Origin of the sequence: Roseobacter sp. AzwK-3b, from assembly GCF_000170875.1 — a bacterium.
GTDB classification, from domain to species: domain Bacteria; phylum Pseudomonadota; class Alphaproteobacteria; order Rhodobacterales; family Rhodobacteraceae; genus Roseovarius; species Roseovarius litoreus.
In genome coordinates this window covers 189,108-207,036 of sequence record NZ_ABCR01000003.1, presented here as the reverse complement: position 1 = coordinate 207,036, position 17,929 = coordinate 189,108, and the positions used below count along the sequence as shown (strand labels likewise).

Annotated in this window: 14 protein-coding genes; 9 read left to right on the top strand and 5 right to left on the bottom strand. The window is 64.1% G+C overall.

Going from position 1 to position 17,929, the window contains the following annotated elements:
* The first annotated feature begins 30 nt into the window (after window positions 1-30).
* A complete protein-coding gene (gene rarD, locus RAZWK3B_RS07305; RefSeq protein WP_007813679.1) occupies window positions 31-927 on the top strand; it encodes an EamA family transporter RarD in 897 nt (298 codons plus the stop codon).
* On the opposite strand, the gene RAZWK3B_RS07300 is transcribed toward rarD, so the two are convergent.
* Window positions 888-1,439 carry an LOG family protein gene (locus RAZWK3B_RS07300; RefSeq protein ID WP_007813677.1) on the bottom strand — a complete coding sequence of 184 codons (552 nt, stop codon included), beginning with the start codon at window positions 1,437-1,439 and terminating at the stop codon, window positions 888-890. The two genes, rarD and RAZWK3B_RS07300, sit on opposite strands and share 40 nt — an antisense overlap.
* 102 nt (window positions 1,440-1,541) lie before the next feature.
* Between RAZWK3B_RS07300 and RAZWK3B_RS20150 the strand changes: the two genes are divergently transcribed.
* The 3 genes from RAZWK3B_RS20150 (at window position 1,542) to RAZWK3B_RS07285 (ending at window position 5,300) form a co-directional block, all read left to right on the top strand.
* Entirely contained in the window at window positions 1,542-3,020 is a 1,479-nt protein-coding gene (locus RAZWK3B_RS20150) for a LysM peptidoglycan-binding domain-containing protein (RefSeq protein WP_007813675.1), read from the top strand.
* Between the two features lie 115 nt (window positions 3,021-3,135).
* A complete protein-coding gene (locus tag RAZWK3B_RS07290) occupies window positions 3,136-4,947 on the top strand; it encodes an ABCB family ABC transporter ATP-binding protein/permease (protein WP_007813673.1) in 1,812 nt (603 codons plus the stop codon).
* The gene (locus RAZWK3B_RS07285; RefSeq protein ID WP_007813671.1) at window positions 4,944-5,300 is read left to right on the top strand and encodes a hypothetical protein; all 357 of its coding nucleotides are present in this window, start codon (window positions 4,944-4,946) and stop codon (window positions 5,298-5,300) included. The genes RAZWK3B_RS07290 and RAZWK3B_RS07285 overlap by 4 nt, the downstream gene beginning before the upstream one ends.
* A 3-nt stretch (window positions 5,301-5,303) precedes the next feature.
* Here RAZWK3B_RS07285 and RAZWK3B_RS07280 read toward each other — a convergent pair whose 3' ends face one another.
* On the bottom strand, window positions 5,304-9,095 hold the full coding sequence (locus RAZWK3B_RS07280) for an efflux RND transporter permease subunit (protein ID WP_007813669.1): 3,792 nt from the start codon (window positions 9,093-9,095) through the stop codon (window positions 5,304-5,306).
* Window positions 9,092-10,336: an efflux RND transporter periplasmic adaptor subunit gene (locus tag RAZWK3B_RS07275; RefSeq protein WP_007813667.1), complete on the bottom strand. Its 1,245-nt coding sequence runs from the start codon at window positions 10,334-10,336 to the stop codon at window positions 9,092-9,094. The genes RAZWK3B_RS07280 and RAZWK3B_RS07275 overlap by 4 nt, the downstream gene beginning before the upstream one ends.
* A 207-nt stretch (window positions 10,337-10,543) precedes the next feature.
* Here RAZWK3B_RS07275 and RAZWK3B_RS07270 point away from each other — a divergent pair, with 207 nt between their 5' ends.
* The 3 genes from RAZWK3B_RS07270 (at window position 10,544) to der (ending at window position 14,136) form a co-directional block, all read left to right on the top strand.
* Window positions 10,544-11,209, top strand: coding sequence for a tetratricopeptide repeat protein (locus tag RAZWK3B_RS07270; RefSeq protein ID WP_037295333.1), 666 nt, complete (start codon window positions 10,544-10,546; stop codon window positions 11,207-11,209).
* 79 nt (window positions 11,210-11,288) lie between these two features.
* A complete protein-coding gene (locus tag RAZWK3B_RS07265; RefSeq protein ID WP_007813663.1) occupies window positions 11,289-12,599 on the top strand; it encodes a PQQ-like beta-propeller repeat protein in 1,311 nt (436 codons plus the stop codon).
* Between the two features lie 49 nt (window positions 12,600-12,648).
* Complete coding sequence (gene der, locus RAZWK3B_RS07260; RefSeq protein WP_007813661.1) at window positions 12,649-14,136, top strand: ribosome biogenesis GTPase Der; 1,488 nt, start codon at window positions 12,649-12,651, stop codon at window positions 14,134-14,136.
* Here der and RAZWK3B_RS07255 read toward each other — a convergent pair.
* Entirely contained in the window at window positions 14,133-14,843 is a 711-nt protein-coding gene (locus tag RAZWK3B_RS07255) for a TspO-related membrane protein (protein ID WP_037295332.1), read from the bottom strand. The two genes, der and RAZWK3B_RS07255, sit on opposite strands and share 4 nt — an antisense overlap.
* 180 nt (window positions 14,844-15,023) lie before the next feature.
* On the opposite strand from RAZWK3B_RS07255, the gene RAZWK3B_RS07250 reads away from it, so the two are divergent.
* Entirely contained in the window at window positions 15,024-16,019 is a 996-nt protein-coding gene (locus RAZWK3B_RS07250) for a fatty acid desaturase (protein WP_007813657.1), read from the top strand.
* A gap of 103 nt (window positions 16,020-16,122) precedes the next feature.
* Here RAZWK3B_RS07250 and serS read toward each other — a convergent pair whose 3' ends face one another.
* Window positions 16,123-17,415 carry a serine--tRNA ligase gene (gene serS / locus RAZWK3B_RS07245; RefSeq protein ID WP_007813656.1) on the bottom strand — a complete coding sequence of 431 codons (1,293 nt, stop codon included), beginning with the start codon at window positions 17,413-17,415 and terminating at the stop codon, window positions 16,123-16,125.
* A gap of 229 nt (window positions 17,416-17,644) precedes the next feature.
* Between serS and yajC the strand changes: the two genes are divergently transcribed.
* Window positions 17,645-17,926, top strand: a complete 282-nt coding sequence (gene yajC, locus RAZWK3B_RS07240) for a preprotein translocase subunit YajC (protein WP_007813654.1) — start codon at window positions 17,645-17,647, stop codon at window positions 17,924-17,926.
* Window positions 17,927-17,929: the final 3 nt, after the last annotated feature.

The window sequence follows — 17,929 nt, the reverse complement described above, 5'->3', positions numbered from 1 at the left end:
TTGTGCCCAAACCAGCAGGACGAGGCAGGCATGAGCGAGGCAGTGAAGGGCGTGACGGCAATGGTGGCCGTCTGTACGGTCTGGGGGCTGTCGGGCATTTACTACAAGCTCTTGTCGCATATCCCGCCCATCGAAATCCTTGCGCACCGCACGCTGTGGTCACTGATCTTCTTCGCGGCAGTGCTGTTGATTCAGGGACGGATTGCGCTCGTCGGTCAAGCCCTCGGCAATCGCCGTTCCGCGTGGGTCATCGTTTTTGCGGCGTTCATGATATCGCTCAACTGGTTCGTTTTCATCACCTCGATCCAGATCGAAAAGGCGATGGAGGCCTCGCTTGGCTATTACACCTTTCCTCTGGTCGCGGTTCTTCTGGGGGCCATTGTGTTTCGCGAACGCCTTGTGCGGGCGCAGCAGCTTGCGGTCGCGCTGGCGGCTGCGGCGGTGATCACCCTGACCGTGGGGCTTGGTGTGGCGCCGTGGATCGCCTTGGTCCTTGCAAGCTCATTCGGTCTTTACGGATTGGCCAAGAAAGGTCTCAGCGTCGGCCCCGTGGTGTCAGTGACGACCGAGGTGCTGATCCTGTCGCCGATCGCTCTGGTGGTGCTCTGGGTGGTGCATTCAGGGGGGCAGGGAGCGTTCGGCACGACATGGCGCGACAGCGCGCTTCTGGCCTTTTCAGGCCCGTTGACCGCGACGCCGCTGATCCTCTTCAGCTACGCCACGCGCCGCATCACCTATGCCACGGTGGGTCTGGTGCAGTATCTCAACCCGACACTGCAATTCCTTGTCGCCACGTTTATTTTCCGCGAGGCGTTCAGCTTCTGGCATGCCATCGCTTTCGCAATGATCTGGACGGCGCTTGCACTCTATACCACTGCCGCGTGGCGTCAGGACAGGGCCGCCCGCAGGGCGCTCGAAAGTTCCTGAACATCGGCCACGACCTCGATGAAGCCGCGCAGGCTGGCATCGGCGAAGCCCTCGGCGATCACATGCTCGATCAGCCCGGTCAACGGATCCCAGTAACCTTCCGTGTTCAAAAGGTAAATCGGCTTGCCATGCAAACCGAGCTGACGCCATGTCAGCACCTCGAAGAACTCGTCCAGCGATCCCGCCCCGCCCGGCAGCACGACGATCGCGTCGCAATTCATGAACATCACCTTCTTGCGCTCATGCATGGTCTCGGTCACCACAAAGCGCGTGAGATCGCTCTTGCCGACCTCGAGCTGCATCAGATGCACCGGGATCACGCCGAAGGTGTCGCCGCCCGCGGCTTGGGCGGCGCGGGCCGTGGCGCCCATCAGCCCCACATCGCCCGCGCCATAAACCAGCCGCCACCCGCCCTCGGCCAGGGCCCGCCCCAATTCCGTCGCTGCGGCCTCATAAGCCGGGCGCGCGCCCTTGCGTGAGCCGCAAAAGACACACACGGATCTTGCCGCCATCACTTTATCTCCGCTCATCAAAGGGTTGCTTTGACCAGTGATACCGGCGTTGCTATGGTCCCACAACCGCCTCAAGGCGGTGTTCCGCCAAAAGGAGATGGCATGAGCAGTTCACTGGGGACACCAAAGACGTCCTTCATCGCCGGTGCGGTTGTGGCCGTGGTGGTTGCCGGTGTCGCGCTCGTCCTGTCGGATGCCGATACCCCCGAGGAGGTGCCGCAGCCCGTGGCCCAAGCTCCGCAGCCCGCCACCCCAGCCCCCGCAGCCGAGGAATCCGCGCAGGCGCCCGAGGTGCAGACATCGCCCGAGCCGGCCCAAGCCCCTGAAACAGCGCCAGAAACCGTCACCGCCACCGAAGATCAGCAGCCCGCCACACCTGCAGTCACACCCGACCCGCCGCGTATCAGCACCTTCCGGCTCGAGCCCGATGGCACAATGCTCGTCGCAGGCCGCGCGCAGCCGGGATGGGAGACGTCGATCCTGCTGGATGGAGAGCCGCTGCGAGTTCTGCGCCCCGAAGGGCGTGGGGATTTCGTCGAATTCCTGTCGGTCGAAAGCAGTGACCAGCCCCGCGTTCTGTCGCTGACCATGCGCTCGCCCGAAACCGGCGATCAGATCGCCTCGCGGGATGAAATCATCATCGCGCCGATGCAGCGTCCCGAGCCGCAACCCAAGGCGCTGGCCGAAATCCAAACCGCGCCACGGGATGAGCCCCTTGACGAGAGTGCCGACCCCGAGACGATCGCAGCCGCCCCGGTTGCCGAACCGGCGCCAGCCCCGGAGACCGCACCCGAGCCGACGGTCCAGGCCCTTGCCGAGACGGAGACCGCGACCGCCTCTGCCGACACGCCCGAAGCCTCTGCCAACGCGCCGGAAGCCTCCAGCGACTCGACCGCCGCTGCCGACCCGAGCGGCGCCTCTGCCGACACGACCGGTGCATCCGACGCTCCTGTCGCGGAAGCCGCCGCACCCGAGCCTGTCGCGCCGCAAACCGCCTCGACCCAAGCCGATCAGACGACCCAAGATGCGCCCACACCTCAGGCCGTGCTTCTGTCAGACGAAAGCGGCGTGCGTGTCCTGCAGCCTCCAGAACCCGCCAGCACCGCGCCCGAGGTCATGTCCAGCGTGGCTCTGGATGCGATCACCTATTCTGATGCGGGCGAGGTGTCGCTGTCCGGTCGTGGCCGCATGGATGGCTTTGTGCGGATTTATATCGATAATCAGCCGGTGACATCGTCGCGCATCGCCTCGGATGGAACATGGCGCACCGGATTGCCTCGGGTGGAAAGCGGCGTCTACACGCTGCGGATCGACGAAACCGACAGTGAAGGGAACGTCACCTCGCGGCTTGAAACCCCGTTCCAGCGCGAAGAGCAACAATTGGTCGCAGAACCCGAGAATGATCGCCCTACCGTGCGCGCCATAACGGTGCAGCCCGGCAATACGCTATGGGCGATCTCGCGAAGCAATTACGGCGAGGGCACGATGTATGTCCGCATCTTCGAAGCCAACCGCGACCGCATCCGCGACCCCGACCTGATCTATCCCGGTCAGGTCTTCACCGTGCCTGTGGACGAGTGAGACCACAGGCATCCGAGCATCCGATCTCGTCAGTCGTGCCGCCGTGAAACACCGGCTGGCCTTCGGTTGCGCGTCGCTCTAGGTTTGCCTGAAAGAACAAAGGACTGCTTGTCAGATGCGCCACTCCACCCACACCTCAACCGAGATTCCTGCCGACGGCTGGTCCACGATCCGCCGTGTTGCACCTTATCTCTGGCCCGAGGGGCAGGGATGGGTCAAACGCCGGGTCGTCTTTGCGCTGATCGCGCTCTTCGTGGCCAAGCTGGTCGCGGTGGGCACGCCGTTTTTCTACAAGGCGGCGGTCGATGCGCTGGCGGGCGAGAGCGACAATGCGGCCTGGATGCTGGGGTACGGCGCCGTGGGCCTGACCGTGGCCTATGGCATGGCAAGGCTGATGAATGTGGGCTTTCAGCAGCTGCGCGATGTGATCTTCGCGCGTGTCGCGCAGCGCGCCCTGCGCCAGCTTGCGCTCGAGACCTTCACCCATATCCACCAGATGTCGCTGCGCTATCACATCACCCGCAAGACAGGTGGCCTGAGCCGGATCATCGAACGCGGGGTCAAGGGTGTCGAATTCCTGCTCCGCTTCCTGCTGTTCTCCATTGGGCCGCTGGTGCTCGAACTTGTTATGATCGGGCTGGTCCTCTGGACGCTTTTCGATTTCTGGTATCTCGTCGTGGTGGTGGGGGTCATCGCGGCCTATGTCGCCTTCACCTTCAAGGTCACCGAATGGCGGGTGAAGCTGCGCAAGGAAATGAACGATCAGGACACCGACGCCAACCAGAAAGCGATCGACAGCCTGTTGAATTTCGAGACGGTCAAGTATTTCGGCGCCGAACGCCGCGAAGCGGCCCGCTATGACGCGGCGATGGCCGGCTATGAAAAGGCCGCGCTGCAGACTTCCTATTCATTGGCCTTCTTGAATTTCGGGCAATCGCTTCTGATTACGGGCGGGTTGGTGGCGGTCATGGTGATGGCCGCGATCGGCGTTCAGAACGGCGCCATGACGGTGGGTGATTTCGTCATGGTCAACGCCTACATGATCCAGATCACCATGCCTTTGAACTTTCTCGGCACCGTCTATCGCGAGATCAGGCAGTCCCTCGTGGACATGGGCGAAATGTTCGGATTGTTGGAGCAGGCGCCGGATATAACCGAAAAAACAGATGCAAAGGTTCTGAATGTGCAAGGCGGCGAAGTGACCTTCGACGCGGTTTTCTTCGGCTACGACCCGGCAAGACCGATCCTCAAGGGCGTGAGCCTGCATGTGAAGCCCGGTCAGACACTCGCCGTTGTCGGCCCCTCTGGCTCGGGCAAATCCACGATCGGGCGGCTGCTCTTTCGCTTCTATGATGTGCAGAAGGGCGCGGTAAAGATCGACGGGCAGGACCTGCGCGATCTGACGCTGGAAAGCCTTCATGCGGCGATCGGCGTCGTGCCGCAGGACACAGTGCTGTTCAACGACACAGTGGGCTACAACATCGCCTATGGGCGCGATGGCGCCACCCGTGACGAGATCGAAGAGGCCGCCCGGGCCGCGCAGATCCACGATTTCATCATGAGCCTGCCCGATGGGTATGACACGCAGGTGGGCGAACGCGGTCTGAAACTCTCGGGCGGTGAAAAGCAGCGGGTCGGCATCGCGCGCACCCTTCTCAAGAACCCGCCGATCCTTCTTCTGGATGAGGCGACGAGCGCGCTCGACACCGAAACCGAGCGCGACATTCAGGGCGCGTTGCAACGGGCAGGGCAGGGGCGCACGGTCATCACCATCGCGCATCGTCTGTCCACCGTGGCTGATGCCGACCTGATCGTGGTGCTGGAAGACGGCCAGATCGTCGAAGAGGGCACCCATACCGAGCTTCTCGCGCAGCAGGGCCGCTATGCCAGCCTGTGGCAGCGCCAGCAATCCGAAGAGGCCGCATGAGCCGCAAGGCGGGTCCCGAAACACCCGATGGGCGCTATTTCGTGGCGCGCGGACGTCTCTGGCGCAAGGGTGATCCCTCTCTTTGCGACACGGCCCGCCGCGCGGCGATCAAGGCGCTCATGCAGGCGCGCCTTGCCGAACGGCGGGCCGGGGATGACGCGGAACGCCGCGCGGCGCGTGATGCGATTCAGGCGGCCAAGCGCCATTTGGGCGAAGCCGGCCCCGTCTGGTGGGACGATGGCGCCCCCGACGAGAGCGGTCAGCACCCCGCCGACAGCCGTTATCGTGACTGGTGGTTCTCGCTCGATGCCGCGGCCCGTGCCCGCGGCGAGCATGATCCGCGCGGCGACTGAGGCTTATTCCGCTGCCCTCAGCGGATTTCCCTCGGCGTCGCGCGCCTCGATCACCCGCTTGATATCCTCGACGACCGGGCGTGCGGCATCCTCGTCGACATAGCCCTTATCGCCGGGATGCTCTTCGGGCCAAAGAAGCTCGGGCGCCCGCACTTGCCGTGCGCTGGCCTCGAGCGCCCAATCCTTTGCCGCGCGGCTGGCGCGGCCCAATGACAGCGCCGCCAGCCCCTGTGCACCCCAGTTCACATAGGTGCCCGCCCAGATCCGCAGCGCCAGCATCGATGGGGTAAAGATCAGTGTCAGCACGGTCGCGATCCCCAGACCGAAGACCACCGCCGTGGCCAGCTGTTTCCACCACAGCGCGGTCGGCGAGTTGAACGCATAGCCGCCATTCACAAAATCAAGGCTCAGCCCGAACATCATCGGCGCAAGCCCCGCCATGGTCGTGATCGTCGTCAGCAGCACGGGCCGGATGCGCGCCTCGGCGGTGCGGGTGATCGCCTCGACCCGGGGCATGTAGCGGCTGTATTCCTGATAGGTGTCGATCAGCACGATATTGTTGTTCACCACGATCCCCGCCAAGGCGACGATCCCGGTGCCGGTCATGATGATCGAAAACGGCTGGTTCATAACCAGCATGCCGATCAGCACGCCCGTGGTCGACAGAACCACCGCCAGCAGCACCAGAATGGCGTTATAGACGCTGTTGAACTGCGCCAGCAGGATGATGAACATCAGCGCCAGCGCCCCCGCAAAGGCCTTTTGCAGGAAGGCACCGGATTCCGCCTGATCCTCCTGATCGCCGGTCCATTCATACGCCACGCTGTTCGGCAGAACGTCGCTGTCCAGCCACTCGGTCAGCACTGCGATCCGCTCGTTGGCGGTGATCGGCACGACGGTTTCGCGGCCATCTTCAGCTCGTACGGTGCGGGTGAGGCCATCCGCGACACCGGCCTTGATATCGAAATACCGCGTCTGATCGACCCGGTCGATCTGCGCCAGTTTCTGCACCGGCTTGCGCGTGATGAAATTCGACAGCGGCACCAGCCCATCCTCGGTGCGCACTTTCAGCGTGTCGAGCGTGCTCAGCACCCGGTCCTGTTCGGGCAGGCGCACGCGAATGTCGATCTCCTCGTCCGAGGACGGCACGCGCATCGTATCCAACAGGATACCCCGTGTGACCAGCTGCACCATCGCGCCCACCGTGGCCACATCCGCGCCATAACGGCCCGCCTTTTCCACATCGACGTCGATCTGCCAGTCGATCCCCGGCAGCGGCAGCGTATCCTCGATTTGCTGCAGGCCCTGGGTCTCTTCGAATTTCTGCCGCGCGAGGCGCGTCGCCTCCTGCAATTCGGTCCAATTGTCACCCTTGAGACGAAGCTGCACCGGCTTGGCCGAGGCCGGCCCGCGCGCCTGCGCCAATATCTCGATCTGGATGCCGGGAAGCTGCTGCAACTGGGCCGTGAGCTCGTTGATGATCGTGTCACCGTCGAACGCCTCGGCACTGACCGAGCGGTGCACATCGATGTCCAGCAGCGGAATGGTGAACCATGTCTCACGGGTTTGCGGGCGCTCGTCCCAGGGAATTGTCTCAAGCTGGACCTGACCGATCGTGTCCAAAGGCGCCTCCGCCCCGCCGGTATTGTTGTTCAGCCCGCCCTCGCCGGCAAAGGCAAAGGCGGTTTGCACACCGGGATGCTGCAGCACGATGTCCTCGACCGTCGCCACCAGCTCATCTTTTTGTTCGATCGAAAGGTTGCCGCGCGCCCGCACATAGACGATGGCCTGTTCAGGCTCGGATTCGACGAAGAATTCCGTGCCCTTGTTGTTGTTGACATAAAAGATCAGCACTGAGCCGACGAGCACGAAGACCATCCCGAAACTGACGATCGGCATGATCGGGTTTCCGGCGATGAAATGGATCACCCGGCCAAAGGGCGATCTTTGATATCCCGCCTTGATCGGCTTGTCGCGTTGCGGCCAGAGTTTTGACTTCAGGCGTCCGGTGCCGTTGCGGATGCGCCGTGTGATCGCCATGGCACCAAGCATCGCGGCAATGATCCCCGTTATTCCGACCGCCGCCAGAACCACCACGCCAAGGCACAGCACAAAGACCGAGGCCAGAACCGGAATGACCGAGGCAAAGATGCGGCTCGACTCCATCATGGCGAATTGCGCGCTGACATCATTCAGCAGCACCGGCGCCAACCAGCCTGCCAGCGCCAGCCCGGCAAGAGCCACCGGGAAAAGCAGCAGGTGCCACAGCCAGTGCCCTCCCGCAATCTGTGCGATCCGCTGGTCGAACCACCGCTCCGTCCGCCCCGTGACACCGCCCATCACCGGCAGATAGACCAGCGCCACCAGAAGCGATGCCGACAGCACGAAAATCAGCGTGACAGGCAACATGCCCATGAACTGCCCCGGCACGCCCGGCCAGAACAGCATCGGCAGAAAGGCGCAGAGCGTTGTCGCGGTGGAACTGACCACAGGCCAGAACATCCGCTTTGCCGAGGCGACATAGGCATGCATCGGGCCTTCGCCTTCGGCGATGCGCTTGTCGGCGTATTCGACAACCACGATCGCGCCGTCCACCAGCATACCCACCGCGAGGATCAGCCCGAACATCACGATATTCGAAATTGCGATCCCCATCATCGCCAGCAGCGCGAAACACAGCAGGAAGGAGGTGGGAATGGCAAATCCCACCAGCAGGGCAGGGCGGATGCCAAGGGCGGCCAGCGTCACGATCATCACCAGCGCGATGGCCGTCAGAACCGAACCTTCCAGCTGCTTGACCATCGACTCCACCGTGCTCGACTGATCGTTCGAGGTGCCGACTTCGACAACCGCCCGCAGCTGGTCGGGCCATTCTGTCTCGGCCTCGGCGACGGTCTGGCGCACAAGGTCCGATGTCTCGATGATGTTGTAGCCCTTGCGCTTGATGACCTGCAAAGCGACGGTCTTCTCGGCGTTGAACCGTGCGGTGCCGATCCGGTCCTCGAAGGTCAGGTTGATCTCGGCCAGATCGCCAAGCGTGATGACCCGGTCGCCATTGGTCTTGACCGGCAGATCATAGATGTCGCGCGTCTCATCGAACGAAGACGGTATCTTGACCGAGAAGGTGCCGCTGGCCGTTTCCACCTCGCCCGCGGCGATCAGCAGGTTGTTGTTGCGCACCACATTGATCAACTCGCCAGCCGTGACATTATAAGCCTCAAGCCGCAGCGGATCGAGAACCACCTCGACCATCTCGTCGCGATTGCCCGCGATCCCGGCCTCCAGAATTGGCTCCAGCCCCTCCAGCCGGTCCTGCAGGTCCTTGGCCAGCTGCGCCATCATGCGTTCGGGCACATCGCCCGTCAGGTTGACGATGATGATGGGAAATTCGCTGAAATTGATCTCGTTGATCGAGTATTTCTCGGCGCCATCGGGAAATTTGGCCTCGGCGGCGCTCATCGCGTCGCGCACATCGGCCATGATCTTGGTCTTGTCCCAGCCGAATTCGAACTCCAGCGCCACGCCGGCATAATTCTCGGCGGCGGTGCCGGTCATCGTCTTGAGCCCGTCCAGATCGCTCAGCTCGGTTTCCATGACCTTGACCAGCAGCTTTTCGCTGTCTTCGGCGGAAATGCCCGGGAACGCCACCGACACGAAGAGCGCAGGGATCTCGATATCCGGCTCGCCCTCCTTGGGCAGGCCGACATAGGCCACCGCCCCCGCAAGAATGGACACGACGATGAAGGTCAGGACCATCCGCGCCCGTTCTGCGGCCCAGTCGACGATGCCGGTCATTGACCAAGCTCCTGATAGCTGGGGGCCACCGGAACGCCGTCTGTGACATATTCCTGTCCGATCACGATAACGTTGGCGGTCTCGGGCAACCCGGCCAGCCAGACGCCGGTCGTCGTGTCGCGCAGCAGGCTGACCGCCGCGAATTCGGCCGTGTTCTCCGCGGTGACCAGACGCACGCCCAAGGTGCCTTCGTCATTCAAGGTCAGCGCCGATTGCGGCAGAAGATGCGCCGTCTTGCCATCGGCCGAAATCACGATCTCGGCGGTCTGGCCATCGCGCAACGTCAGGTCCGGGTTCTCCACCCGTATTTCCACGCGAAAGGTGCGGGTCGTCTCATCGGCTCGCCGCGACAGGAACGTCACCTCGCCCTCGACTTGCCCGCCCGAGGCCAACTTCGCCACCGCCAGCGCCCCCGGCTGCACACGCTCGACATCCGTTTCGGGCACGAACCCCACCAGCATGATCGGATCGAGCTGGATCACCGTCGCACACAGCGCACCGGGCTGCAGCAGGCTGCCCAATTCGGCCGTGTCGCTTTCCAGCAACCCCGCAAATGGCGCGCTGATCGTCAGGCGCTCGATTTCCTTCTGCGCCGCCGCCACGGCAGCTTGAGCCGATTCGATCTCGGCGCGGGCGGTTTCCAGCCCGCTGGTGGCCGACTCGACAGCCGCCTCCGCTGATCTCAACGCCGCATTGGTCGAGGCCGCCCGGCTCTGCGAGGCGAAGCCCTCGACCTGCAATTGCCGCGCGGCATTGTCGTTGATCCGCGCCTCATCCAGCCGCGAGCGCGCCTCGGCCACGCGGGCCTGTGTTTCGGGCACACGGGCGCGGGCCGCCGCCAGCCGTGCGCGCGTCTCGGCAAGGGCCGCCTCTCGGGTTCCGGGATCGAGTTCGCACAGCGTCTGGCCGGTGTCGACAAAGGCACCCTTGCGCAGCGGCTCCGAAACGACCTGTCCCGTGGTCTCGGCCCGCAGGTCGACCTGCCGGAACGCCTCGGTCTGGCCGCGCAAGATCACCGCGCTGTCGATCATGCGCGCCGTTGACTTTACCGCCACCACACGCACCGGGTCTGCCGTGCTGTCGGTATCGTCGGCCATCTCCTCAGCGGGGGCCTCGGCGGTCTGGGATGTCTGCGACTCCACGCCACCCGTGAGCACCGCCACAAGCTTGTCACGCTCGAACACGAAAGCGTAAACGAGCGCTGTGACCACAATCGCGGCGATAATCGGAAACAGTCGCATCTTTGATACCCTATCAACGGTCGACAGCACATGTCGCATACACCAGCACGGAATCGCCGGACATGGTGAAGATACGCTAAACTATCCTGTTCAGATTAAACGTTTCCGTGTGTCGTCGCAAGATGGCCGATATGTCCCGGATCTCCGGCCCCTTGGCAGGGCCGGGTCTACGCGCTAAGAGGGGCGCAAACGCAAGGGGTGCAGGGCGTGAGCGACACAGACAGTTTCATCGACGAAGTCTCCGAAGAGGTCCGCCGCGACCGGCTGTTCGGGCTGATGCGGCGCTATGGCTGGATTGCTGTCTTGCTTGTGTTGCTTCTGGTCGGCGGCACAGCCTGGAACGAATGGCGCAAGGCGCAGGAGCGTCAGACAGCCCAAGTGTTCGGCGATGCCGTGCTCGCCGCGCTCGAGGCCGACAGCCGCGATGCCCGCGCCGCGGCCCTCTCAGGGGTCGAGGCGCCAAATCCCGGTGCCGCCGTCATGCGCGATCTTCTGGCCGCAGCCGAAGCCTCGGACGCAACCCCGCAAGAAGCGGCAAGCCGCCTGATGGCGCTTGCCGAAAGCAGCGGGATCGAACCGGTTTATCGCCAGATCGCAACGCTCAAGGCCGTGGCGATGCCGGACTCGGGCCTGTCGGTCGAGGATCGCCGCACCCGTCTCGAAGGGCTGGCGCTGGCCGAGGGGCTGACGCGGCTTCTTGCCGAAGAACAATTGGCCATGATCGACATCGAAACCGGTGACACCGGGGCGGCGCTCGAGCGTCTCGTCGCGATCGTCGGCGATGCGCAGTCCACGCCGGGCTTGCGTCGCCGCGCATCACAAGTGATTGTGGCACTGGGGGGCGACCTGCCTGGTCCCGGTCAGGGCGAGTAGAGCAACACGCCGCCGCCGGGTCTTTACGGCCCAGAGGGGCGCGACAAGTGAGGGGGCTTCGGCTTTGAAACCAAACGCGATGTTTCTGGGGCTTGCGGCCTTGCTGGCCGTCACGGCCTGTTCCAGAGAAGAAGCGCTTCTTCAGGGAGAGCGTGAAGGCATCCGCAATATCCTGACAGAGTCGCCCGCACCCGTGGATGAAAGCGCTCAGGTCAACAGGTCGCAGCCGGTAACCCTGCCGGCAGCCGTGTCCAATGCAAACTGGATGCAGGCCATCGGCACACCATCCACCCGCACCGATCACCCCGCCCTGTCGGCGGCCCCTCAGCGCATGTGGTCGACCTCGATCGGCGCGGGCGATGGTCGCAAGGTGCGCATCACCGCCGATCCCGTCGTGGCGGGCGGGCGCATCTTCACGCTCGATGCGCAATCCCAGGTCAGCGCGGTCTCCACCTCCGGCGAGGTGCTGTGGCGTCGCGATCTCGTGCCTCCCAACGATTCCGCAAGCGATGCGTCGGGCGGAGGTCTCGCGTTTGGCGACGGGCAACTCTTCGTGTCCTCGGGCTTTGGGCTGATGACGGCGCTTGATGCCGAAACCGGCGCAGAGCTCTGGCAACAGAACCTGCGCGCTACCGGAACGGGCAACCCGACCGTTATGGGCGATCTGGTGTATCTGGTCGCCGGTGACGATGTCGCCTGGGCGCTCGATACGCAGAATGGGCGCATCCGTTGGCAGCTTACAGGGACACCCGATATCAACAACGTGATGGGCGGTCCGGCGCCTGCCGTGTCAGACAAATACGTGGTCTTCGCCTTCGGTGCCGCCGAGGTTCAGGGCGCGTTTCGTCAGGGTGGATTGCGGCTCTGGGATGCCCAGATCGCCGGTCAGCGCGAGGGCTATGCCGGTGCGCGCGTCGCCGATATCACCGGCGATCCGGTGATCTACGGTGACCGGGTCTTTGTCGGCAGCCACTCGGGGCGGATGGTCGCGCTTGGTCTGGCCAATGGCGAGCGGCTTTGGACGGCCAATCAAGGCCCGCTGAACCGGGTATGGCCTTCGGGCGATTCGGTCTACATGATCTCGGATCGCAACGAACTGGTCCGCCTGCAGGCCGAAGATGGCGCGCAGGTCTGGTCGGTCAAGCTGCAGCTCTTCACCAAGGACCGCCCCCGGCGCCAGTCCGAGATCGTGGCGCATCACGGCCCGGTCATGGCCGGTGGACAGCTGGTTGTGGCCTCGGGCGACGGTTTGCTGCGGTTTTTCGATCCGCGGGACGGCACGCTGATCCGCACGGTCGATCTGCCGGGCGGTGCCACGACCAACCCCGTGGTGGCGGGAGGCGTGCTTTATGTCGTGTCGACCAATGGACAATTGCACGCTTTCCGTTAGGCCCGCGATACTGTAATACGGCGGCTTGATCCGTCCCGGAGCCTGAGACATGAGTTTCACCCTAGCCATCGTGGGCCGCCCGAATGTGGGCAAGTCCACGCTGTTCAACCGCCTTGTGGGCAAGCGCCTTGCGCTGGTCGATGACCAGCCGGGCGTGACGCGCGACCTGCGCGAGGGCGAGGCCAAGCTTGGCGATCTGCGCTTTACGGTGATCGACACCGCCGGTCTCGAAGAAGCCACCGACGAGTCGCTGCAAGGCCGGATGCGCAAGCTCACGGAACGCGCCGTGGACATGGCCGACGTCTGTCTCTTCCTGATCGACGCGCGCGCCGGCGTGACCCCCACCGACGAGGTGCTCGCCGAGATCCTGCGCAAGCGCGCCGACCGGGTGATCCTGGGCGCGAACAAGGCCGAAGGCTCGGCCGCCGATGCCGGAATATACGAGGCCTATGGTCTGGGACTGGGCGAACCTGTGCGCCTGTCGGCGGAACATGGCGAGGGGATGAACGAGCTGTATTCGCTGCTCCAGCCGATTTCCGACGAATTCGAGGACCGCGCCCGCGCCGATGCGCCCGAAACCGACGTGATCCTTGACGAAGATATCGAAGATGAACCCGATGATGTGGCCGGTCCCACCGCCGCCCGCATTCCGACGCCTGAACGCCCGATGCAGGTGGCCGTTGTCGGACGCCCCAATGCGGGCAAATCCACGCTGATCAACACCATTCTGGGTGAAGACCGCCTGTTGACCGGTCCCGAGGCCGGGATCACCCGCGACGCCATTTCGCTGCAGATCGACTGGGACGGGCTGCCGGTGCGGATCTTCGACACCGCCGGGATGCGCAAGAAGGCCCGTGTTCAGGACAAGGTCGAGAAACTCTCGGTCTCCGACGGTCTGCGCGCGGTGAAATTCGCCGAAGTGGTGGTGGTTCTGCTCGATGCCGCGATTCCCTTCGAGCAACAGGATCTGCGGATCGCCGATCTGGCCGAGCGCGAGGGCCGCGCGGTCGTGGTGGCGGTGAACAAATGGGATATCGAGGACGACAAGCAGCAAAAGCTGCGTGACCTGCGCGAATCGTTCGAACGGCTCCTGCCGCAGCTTCGGGGCGCACCCCTGGTCACCGTGTCGGCCAAGACCGGCAAGGGGCTGGACCGGCTGCGCGACGCCGTGGCCAAAGCCTATGACGTTTGGAACCGCCGTGTGCCCACCGCCCAACTGAACCGCTGGCTGGCCGGCATGGTCGAGGCGCATCCGCCCCCCGCGCCGGGCGGCCGCCGGATCAAGCTGCGCTACATGACGCAAGCCAAGACGCGCCCGCCGCATTTCGTGGTGATGTGCTCGCATCCCGACAAGCTGCCGGAAAGCTATTCGCGCTATCTGGTCAATGCCTTGCGTCAGGATTTCGACATGCCGGGCACGCCGATCCGCCTGCACATGCGCTCGCAATCCGACCGTAACCCCTATAAATCCAAGAAGAAATCAACGCCGTCGCGTCTGCGCAAGCATATCCACGGGCGCGGCTCGCAGCCGGGCTAAACCCGTCCTGCGCGGCCGCGCAAGGCGCTCACGGCCAAGGCCGCGATCCCTGTGCCCGCCAGCGCCAGAACCGGCAGGTTGGGCGGGGTCGCATTGGCCACGACGATCCCGACCAGCGCCCAGATCACCGCTCCGGCATATTCCGGACTGTCGGGCCGCAGCCTGAGAACGATCAACGCAATCACCAGCGCCAGCGCGATCATCGCCAGTGCCGCCGCCTGCGCGCCCATGATCCCATGCCCCGCCAGCATCAGCGCCAAGGCCACGCAACTGGCCGCCGTCAGCCAGCCGGCATAAAGGGCGATCGGTGTGCGGAGCCACGCACGATCCGCGCTGCCCGCCACCAGCAGCGCCCAAACCGCGCTGAGCAGCATCGCCCAGATCAGCACCGTGGCCCAGAACGGCGAAACCTGCGCCACCGGAATCCACGCCGCCCCGATCACGAGGCTCGCGATCAGCGGCCAGCGCGCCCGGTCCCACCCCGGCGCCACATCGCGCCTGAGCAACCCGAACAGCGCCCCCGCCACCAACCACAGATAGATCAGCCCCCAGATGGCAAAGGCATATCCTGCGGGCTGGCCGGGCGGATCGATCTGCGGAACGGGAAACTGATCGGGCCGAAACCCGTTGAACCCTTCACTGACCAGCGGCGAGAGCGCAAAGGCCAGCGCGGCGGTCAGGGTCAGAATGGCTTTCATACGTTCCATGCCCTTCATGTGACCCGGTGTGCGGCTATGGTCAATGGGGTGCGGGCAGGTTCTGGCCGAGGGTCGCGTCCGGCGCCCATCTCGGGCTTGCCAAGTGTCATGGAAATTTCACATCATGCGTCATTGCGAAACGCTTGTTTTCAAGATCATCTGACACTGTCTCAATTAGGGGGACTGTCCATGGCAATGACGATTCGGGACCATACGCGCGCCTATTGCGGCAAGAGCGATCTTCTGGGAGCCCTCTCCTTCCTCGCCAGCTTCGCGGTCTATGCCGCATCGCTCTGGCTTGCCTCGGCAAGCCTTGAGGCGCCGCTGATCTGTGCGGGGCTGGTGGTGATCCTCGCCTTCGCCTCGGTGCGGCTTTACGTGCTGCAGCATGATTGCGGGCATCATGCGCTGTTTCGCGCGCGCAGGCTCAACGATCTGGCCGGGTATGTCCTGTCTGTGCCGTCACTCACGCCCTACCGGGTGATGCAGTACAATCACAACCTGCACCACGCCTATCTGGGCAATCTCGATCACCGCGAAACCACCGAGGTCTACACCATGACCCTGGCCGAGTGGCACGCGGCACCCGTCTGGAAGCGGGCGTGGTACCGGCTCTATCGCAACCCCGCGATCATGCTGACGCTTGGCGGGATCTATGCCTATTTCATCGCCTATCGCTGGCCGCGCAACACGATGAAGGTGGGGCCTTGGGGCGTGGTCGCGCATAACATCGCGCTGGCGGGCTTCCTGACGATAATCTGGTGGGGATTGGGCTGGGACGGGCTGCTGGTCTGGACGCTGAGCGCCGTGCTGGCGGGCGTGATCGGGGTGTTTCTGGTCTATCTGCAGCATAATTTCGAGGACACCTATTGGGATCGCAAACCCGATCTTGATTTCCGCCGCGCCACGCTCGAAGGATCAAGCTCGCTCGATCTGGGCTGGCTGTGGGATCTGGGGACCGGCAATATCGCCTATCACGATCTGCATCACTTCAATCCCGGCATTCCGTCCTACCGGCTGCGGCGCTGCCAGCGCGAGCTGCCCGAGGCGCTGAAATGCCATGACGTGATCCGCTGGCCCGAGGCGATCGCCAGTTTCCGGCTCAAGCTGTGGGACGAGCGCCAGGAAAAGCTGGTGCCGTTTCCGCGGGCGGCCCTGGCGCAGGACACTGTTCCGGCAGAGTGACCCCGTGACGGGCCGGGCAGGGGGGCTGTCTGCCCCCCTTCGTTGAAAATCATGGATTTTCAACGCCCCCCGAGGATATTATCAGCCAGAAGAAAGCACCGGATCAGACGAGGGTGCCGTCGGCTTGCAGCACCGAGCGGCCCCCGAGATAGGGGTGCAGCACGGCAGGCAGCGCCACCGAGCCATCCGCCTGCTGGCCGTTTTCCAGAACCGCGATCAGGCAGCGCCCGACCGCCAGCCCCGAGCCATTGAGCGTGTGCACGAATTGCGGCTTGCCGCCGCCCGCAGGGCGGAAGCGGGCAGTCATCCGGCGGGCCTGAAATTCGCCGCAGAGCGAGACCGAGCTGATCTCGCGATAGGTGTTCTGTCCGGGCAGCCACACTTCGATGTCATGGGTGCGGCGCGCGCCGAACCCCATGTCGCCCGTACAGAGCACGACCGTGCGATAGGGCAGGCCGAGACGTTCCAGGATGCCCTGCGCGCAGCCGGTCATGCGGTCGAGCTCGGCGCGGGAGTGGTCGGGATGGGTGATCGAGACCATCTCGACCTTTTCGAACTGGTGCTGGCGCAACATGCCCGCGGTGTCCTTGCCGGCGCTGCCGGCCTCGGAGCGGAAGCACTGGGTATGTGCGGCATAGCGGCGCGGCAATGTGGCCTCTTCGACGGTGTCGCCATGCACGAGATTGGTCAGCGTCACCTCGGCGGTGGGGACCAGCCACCAGCCATTCGTGGTCTGGTAGCTGTCTTCGCCGAATTTCGGCAGATTGCCGGTGCCATACATCATGTCCTCGCGCACCAGCACGGGCGTCCAGGTCTCAAGCAGGCCGTTCTCCTCGATATGGGTGTCGAGCATGAACTGCGCCAGCGCCCGGTGGATGCGCGCGACAGCCCCCTGCATGACGACAAAGCGCGCGCCAGACAGTTTGGCGCCGGCTTCGAAATCCATCCCCGGAATGACGCCGGGGATCTCGAAATGCTCTTTCGGGGGGAAATCGAAGCTGGCGGGCGTGCCCCAGCGGTGGATTTCCACATTGTCGGCCTCGTCCTGACCGTCGGGGATCTCGTCCAGCGGCAGGTTGGGCAGGCCCATCAGCAGGTCGGTCAGGCGCTGGTCGAGGTCCTTGGCTTCGGCCTGCATCCGGGCGACTTCAGATTTCTTGTCGCTGACCAGAGCGCGCAGTCGGTCGAATTCCGCCTCGTCGCCCCGGGCCTTGGCGGCACCGACATCCTTGCTGGCGCTGTTCTGCTCGGCCTGGGCGGTTTCGGCGGCATGGATGCAGGCGCGGCGCGCCTCGTCGAGGGCCAGGATCTCGTCCGAGGCCTGCTCCAGTCCGCGGCGCGCCATGGCGGCGTCGAAAGCGGCGGGGTTTTCACGGATCGCGCGGATGTCGTGCATGGGCTGGGGTCCTTGGACGTGGTTGAATCGGTCTGGGCGCGGTTATGCACCAGAATTGGGCCGGGGTGTAGGGTGCGAATGGCTCTCTGCGCGCACCGACATGATACCGACGCGATGCCGACGTGATACCGACGCGGATTTGTCGCCTTGCAAAAGCCCTGCGCCGGTCATAGGTTCCGGCGCAATTCGGCCGGGCCCTCGGGCCCTTGAAACAGAGGAAAAACCCCCGATGGAAGCCATAGGACAGTTCATTCCGCTCATCCTTATCTTTGCGATCATGTATCTTTTGCTGATCCGTCCGCAGCAGAAAAAACTCAAAGAACACAGGGCGATGGTCGACGCCCTGCGCCGCGGCGATCAGGTGGTCACGCAAGGCGGGCTGATCGGCAAGGTGGCCAAGGTCAAGGATGGGGATGAGATCGAGCTTGATCTGTCCGATACGGTCCGGGTGCGGGTTGTCAAATCCACGATCGCGCAAGTGCTGAGCAAGACCGAACCCGCCGAAAGCTGAGCG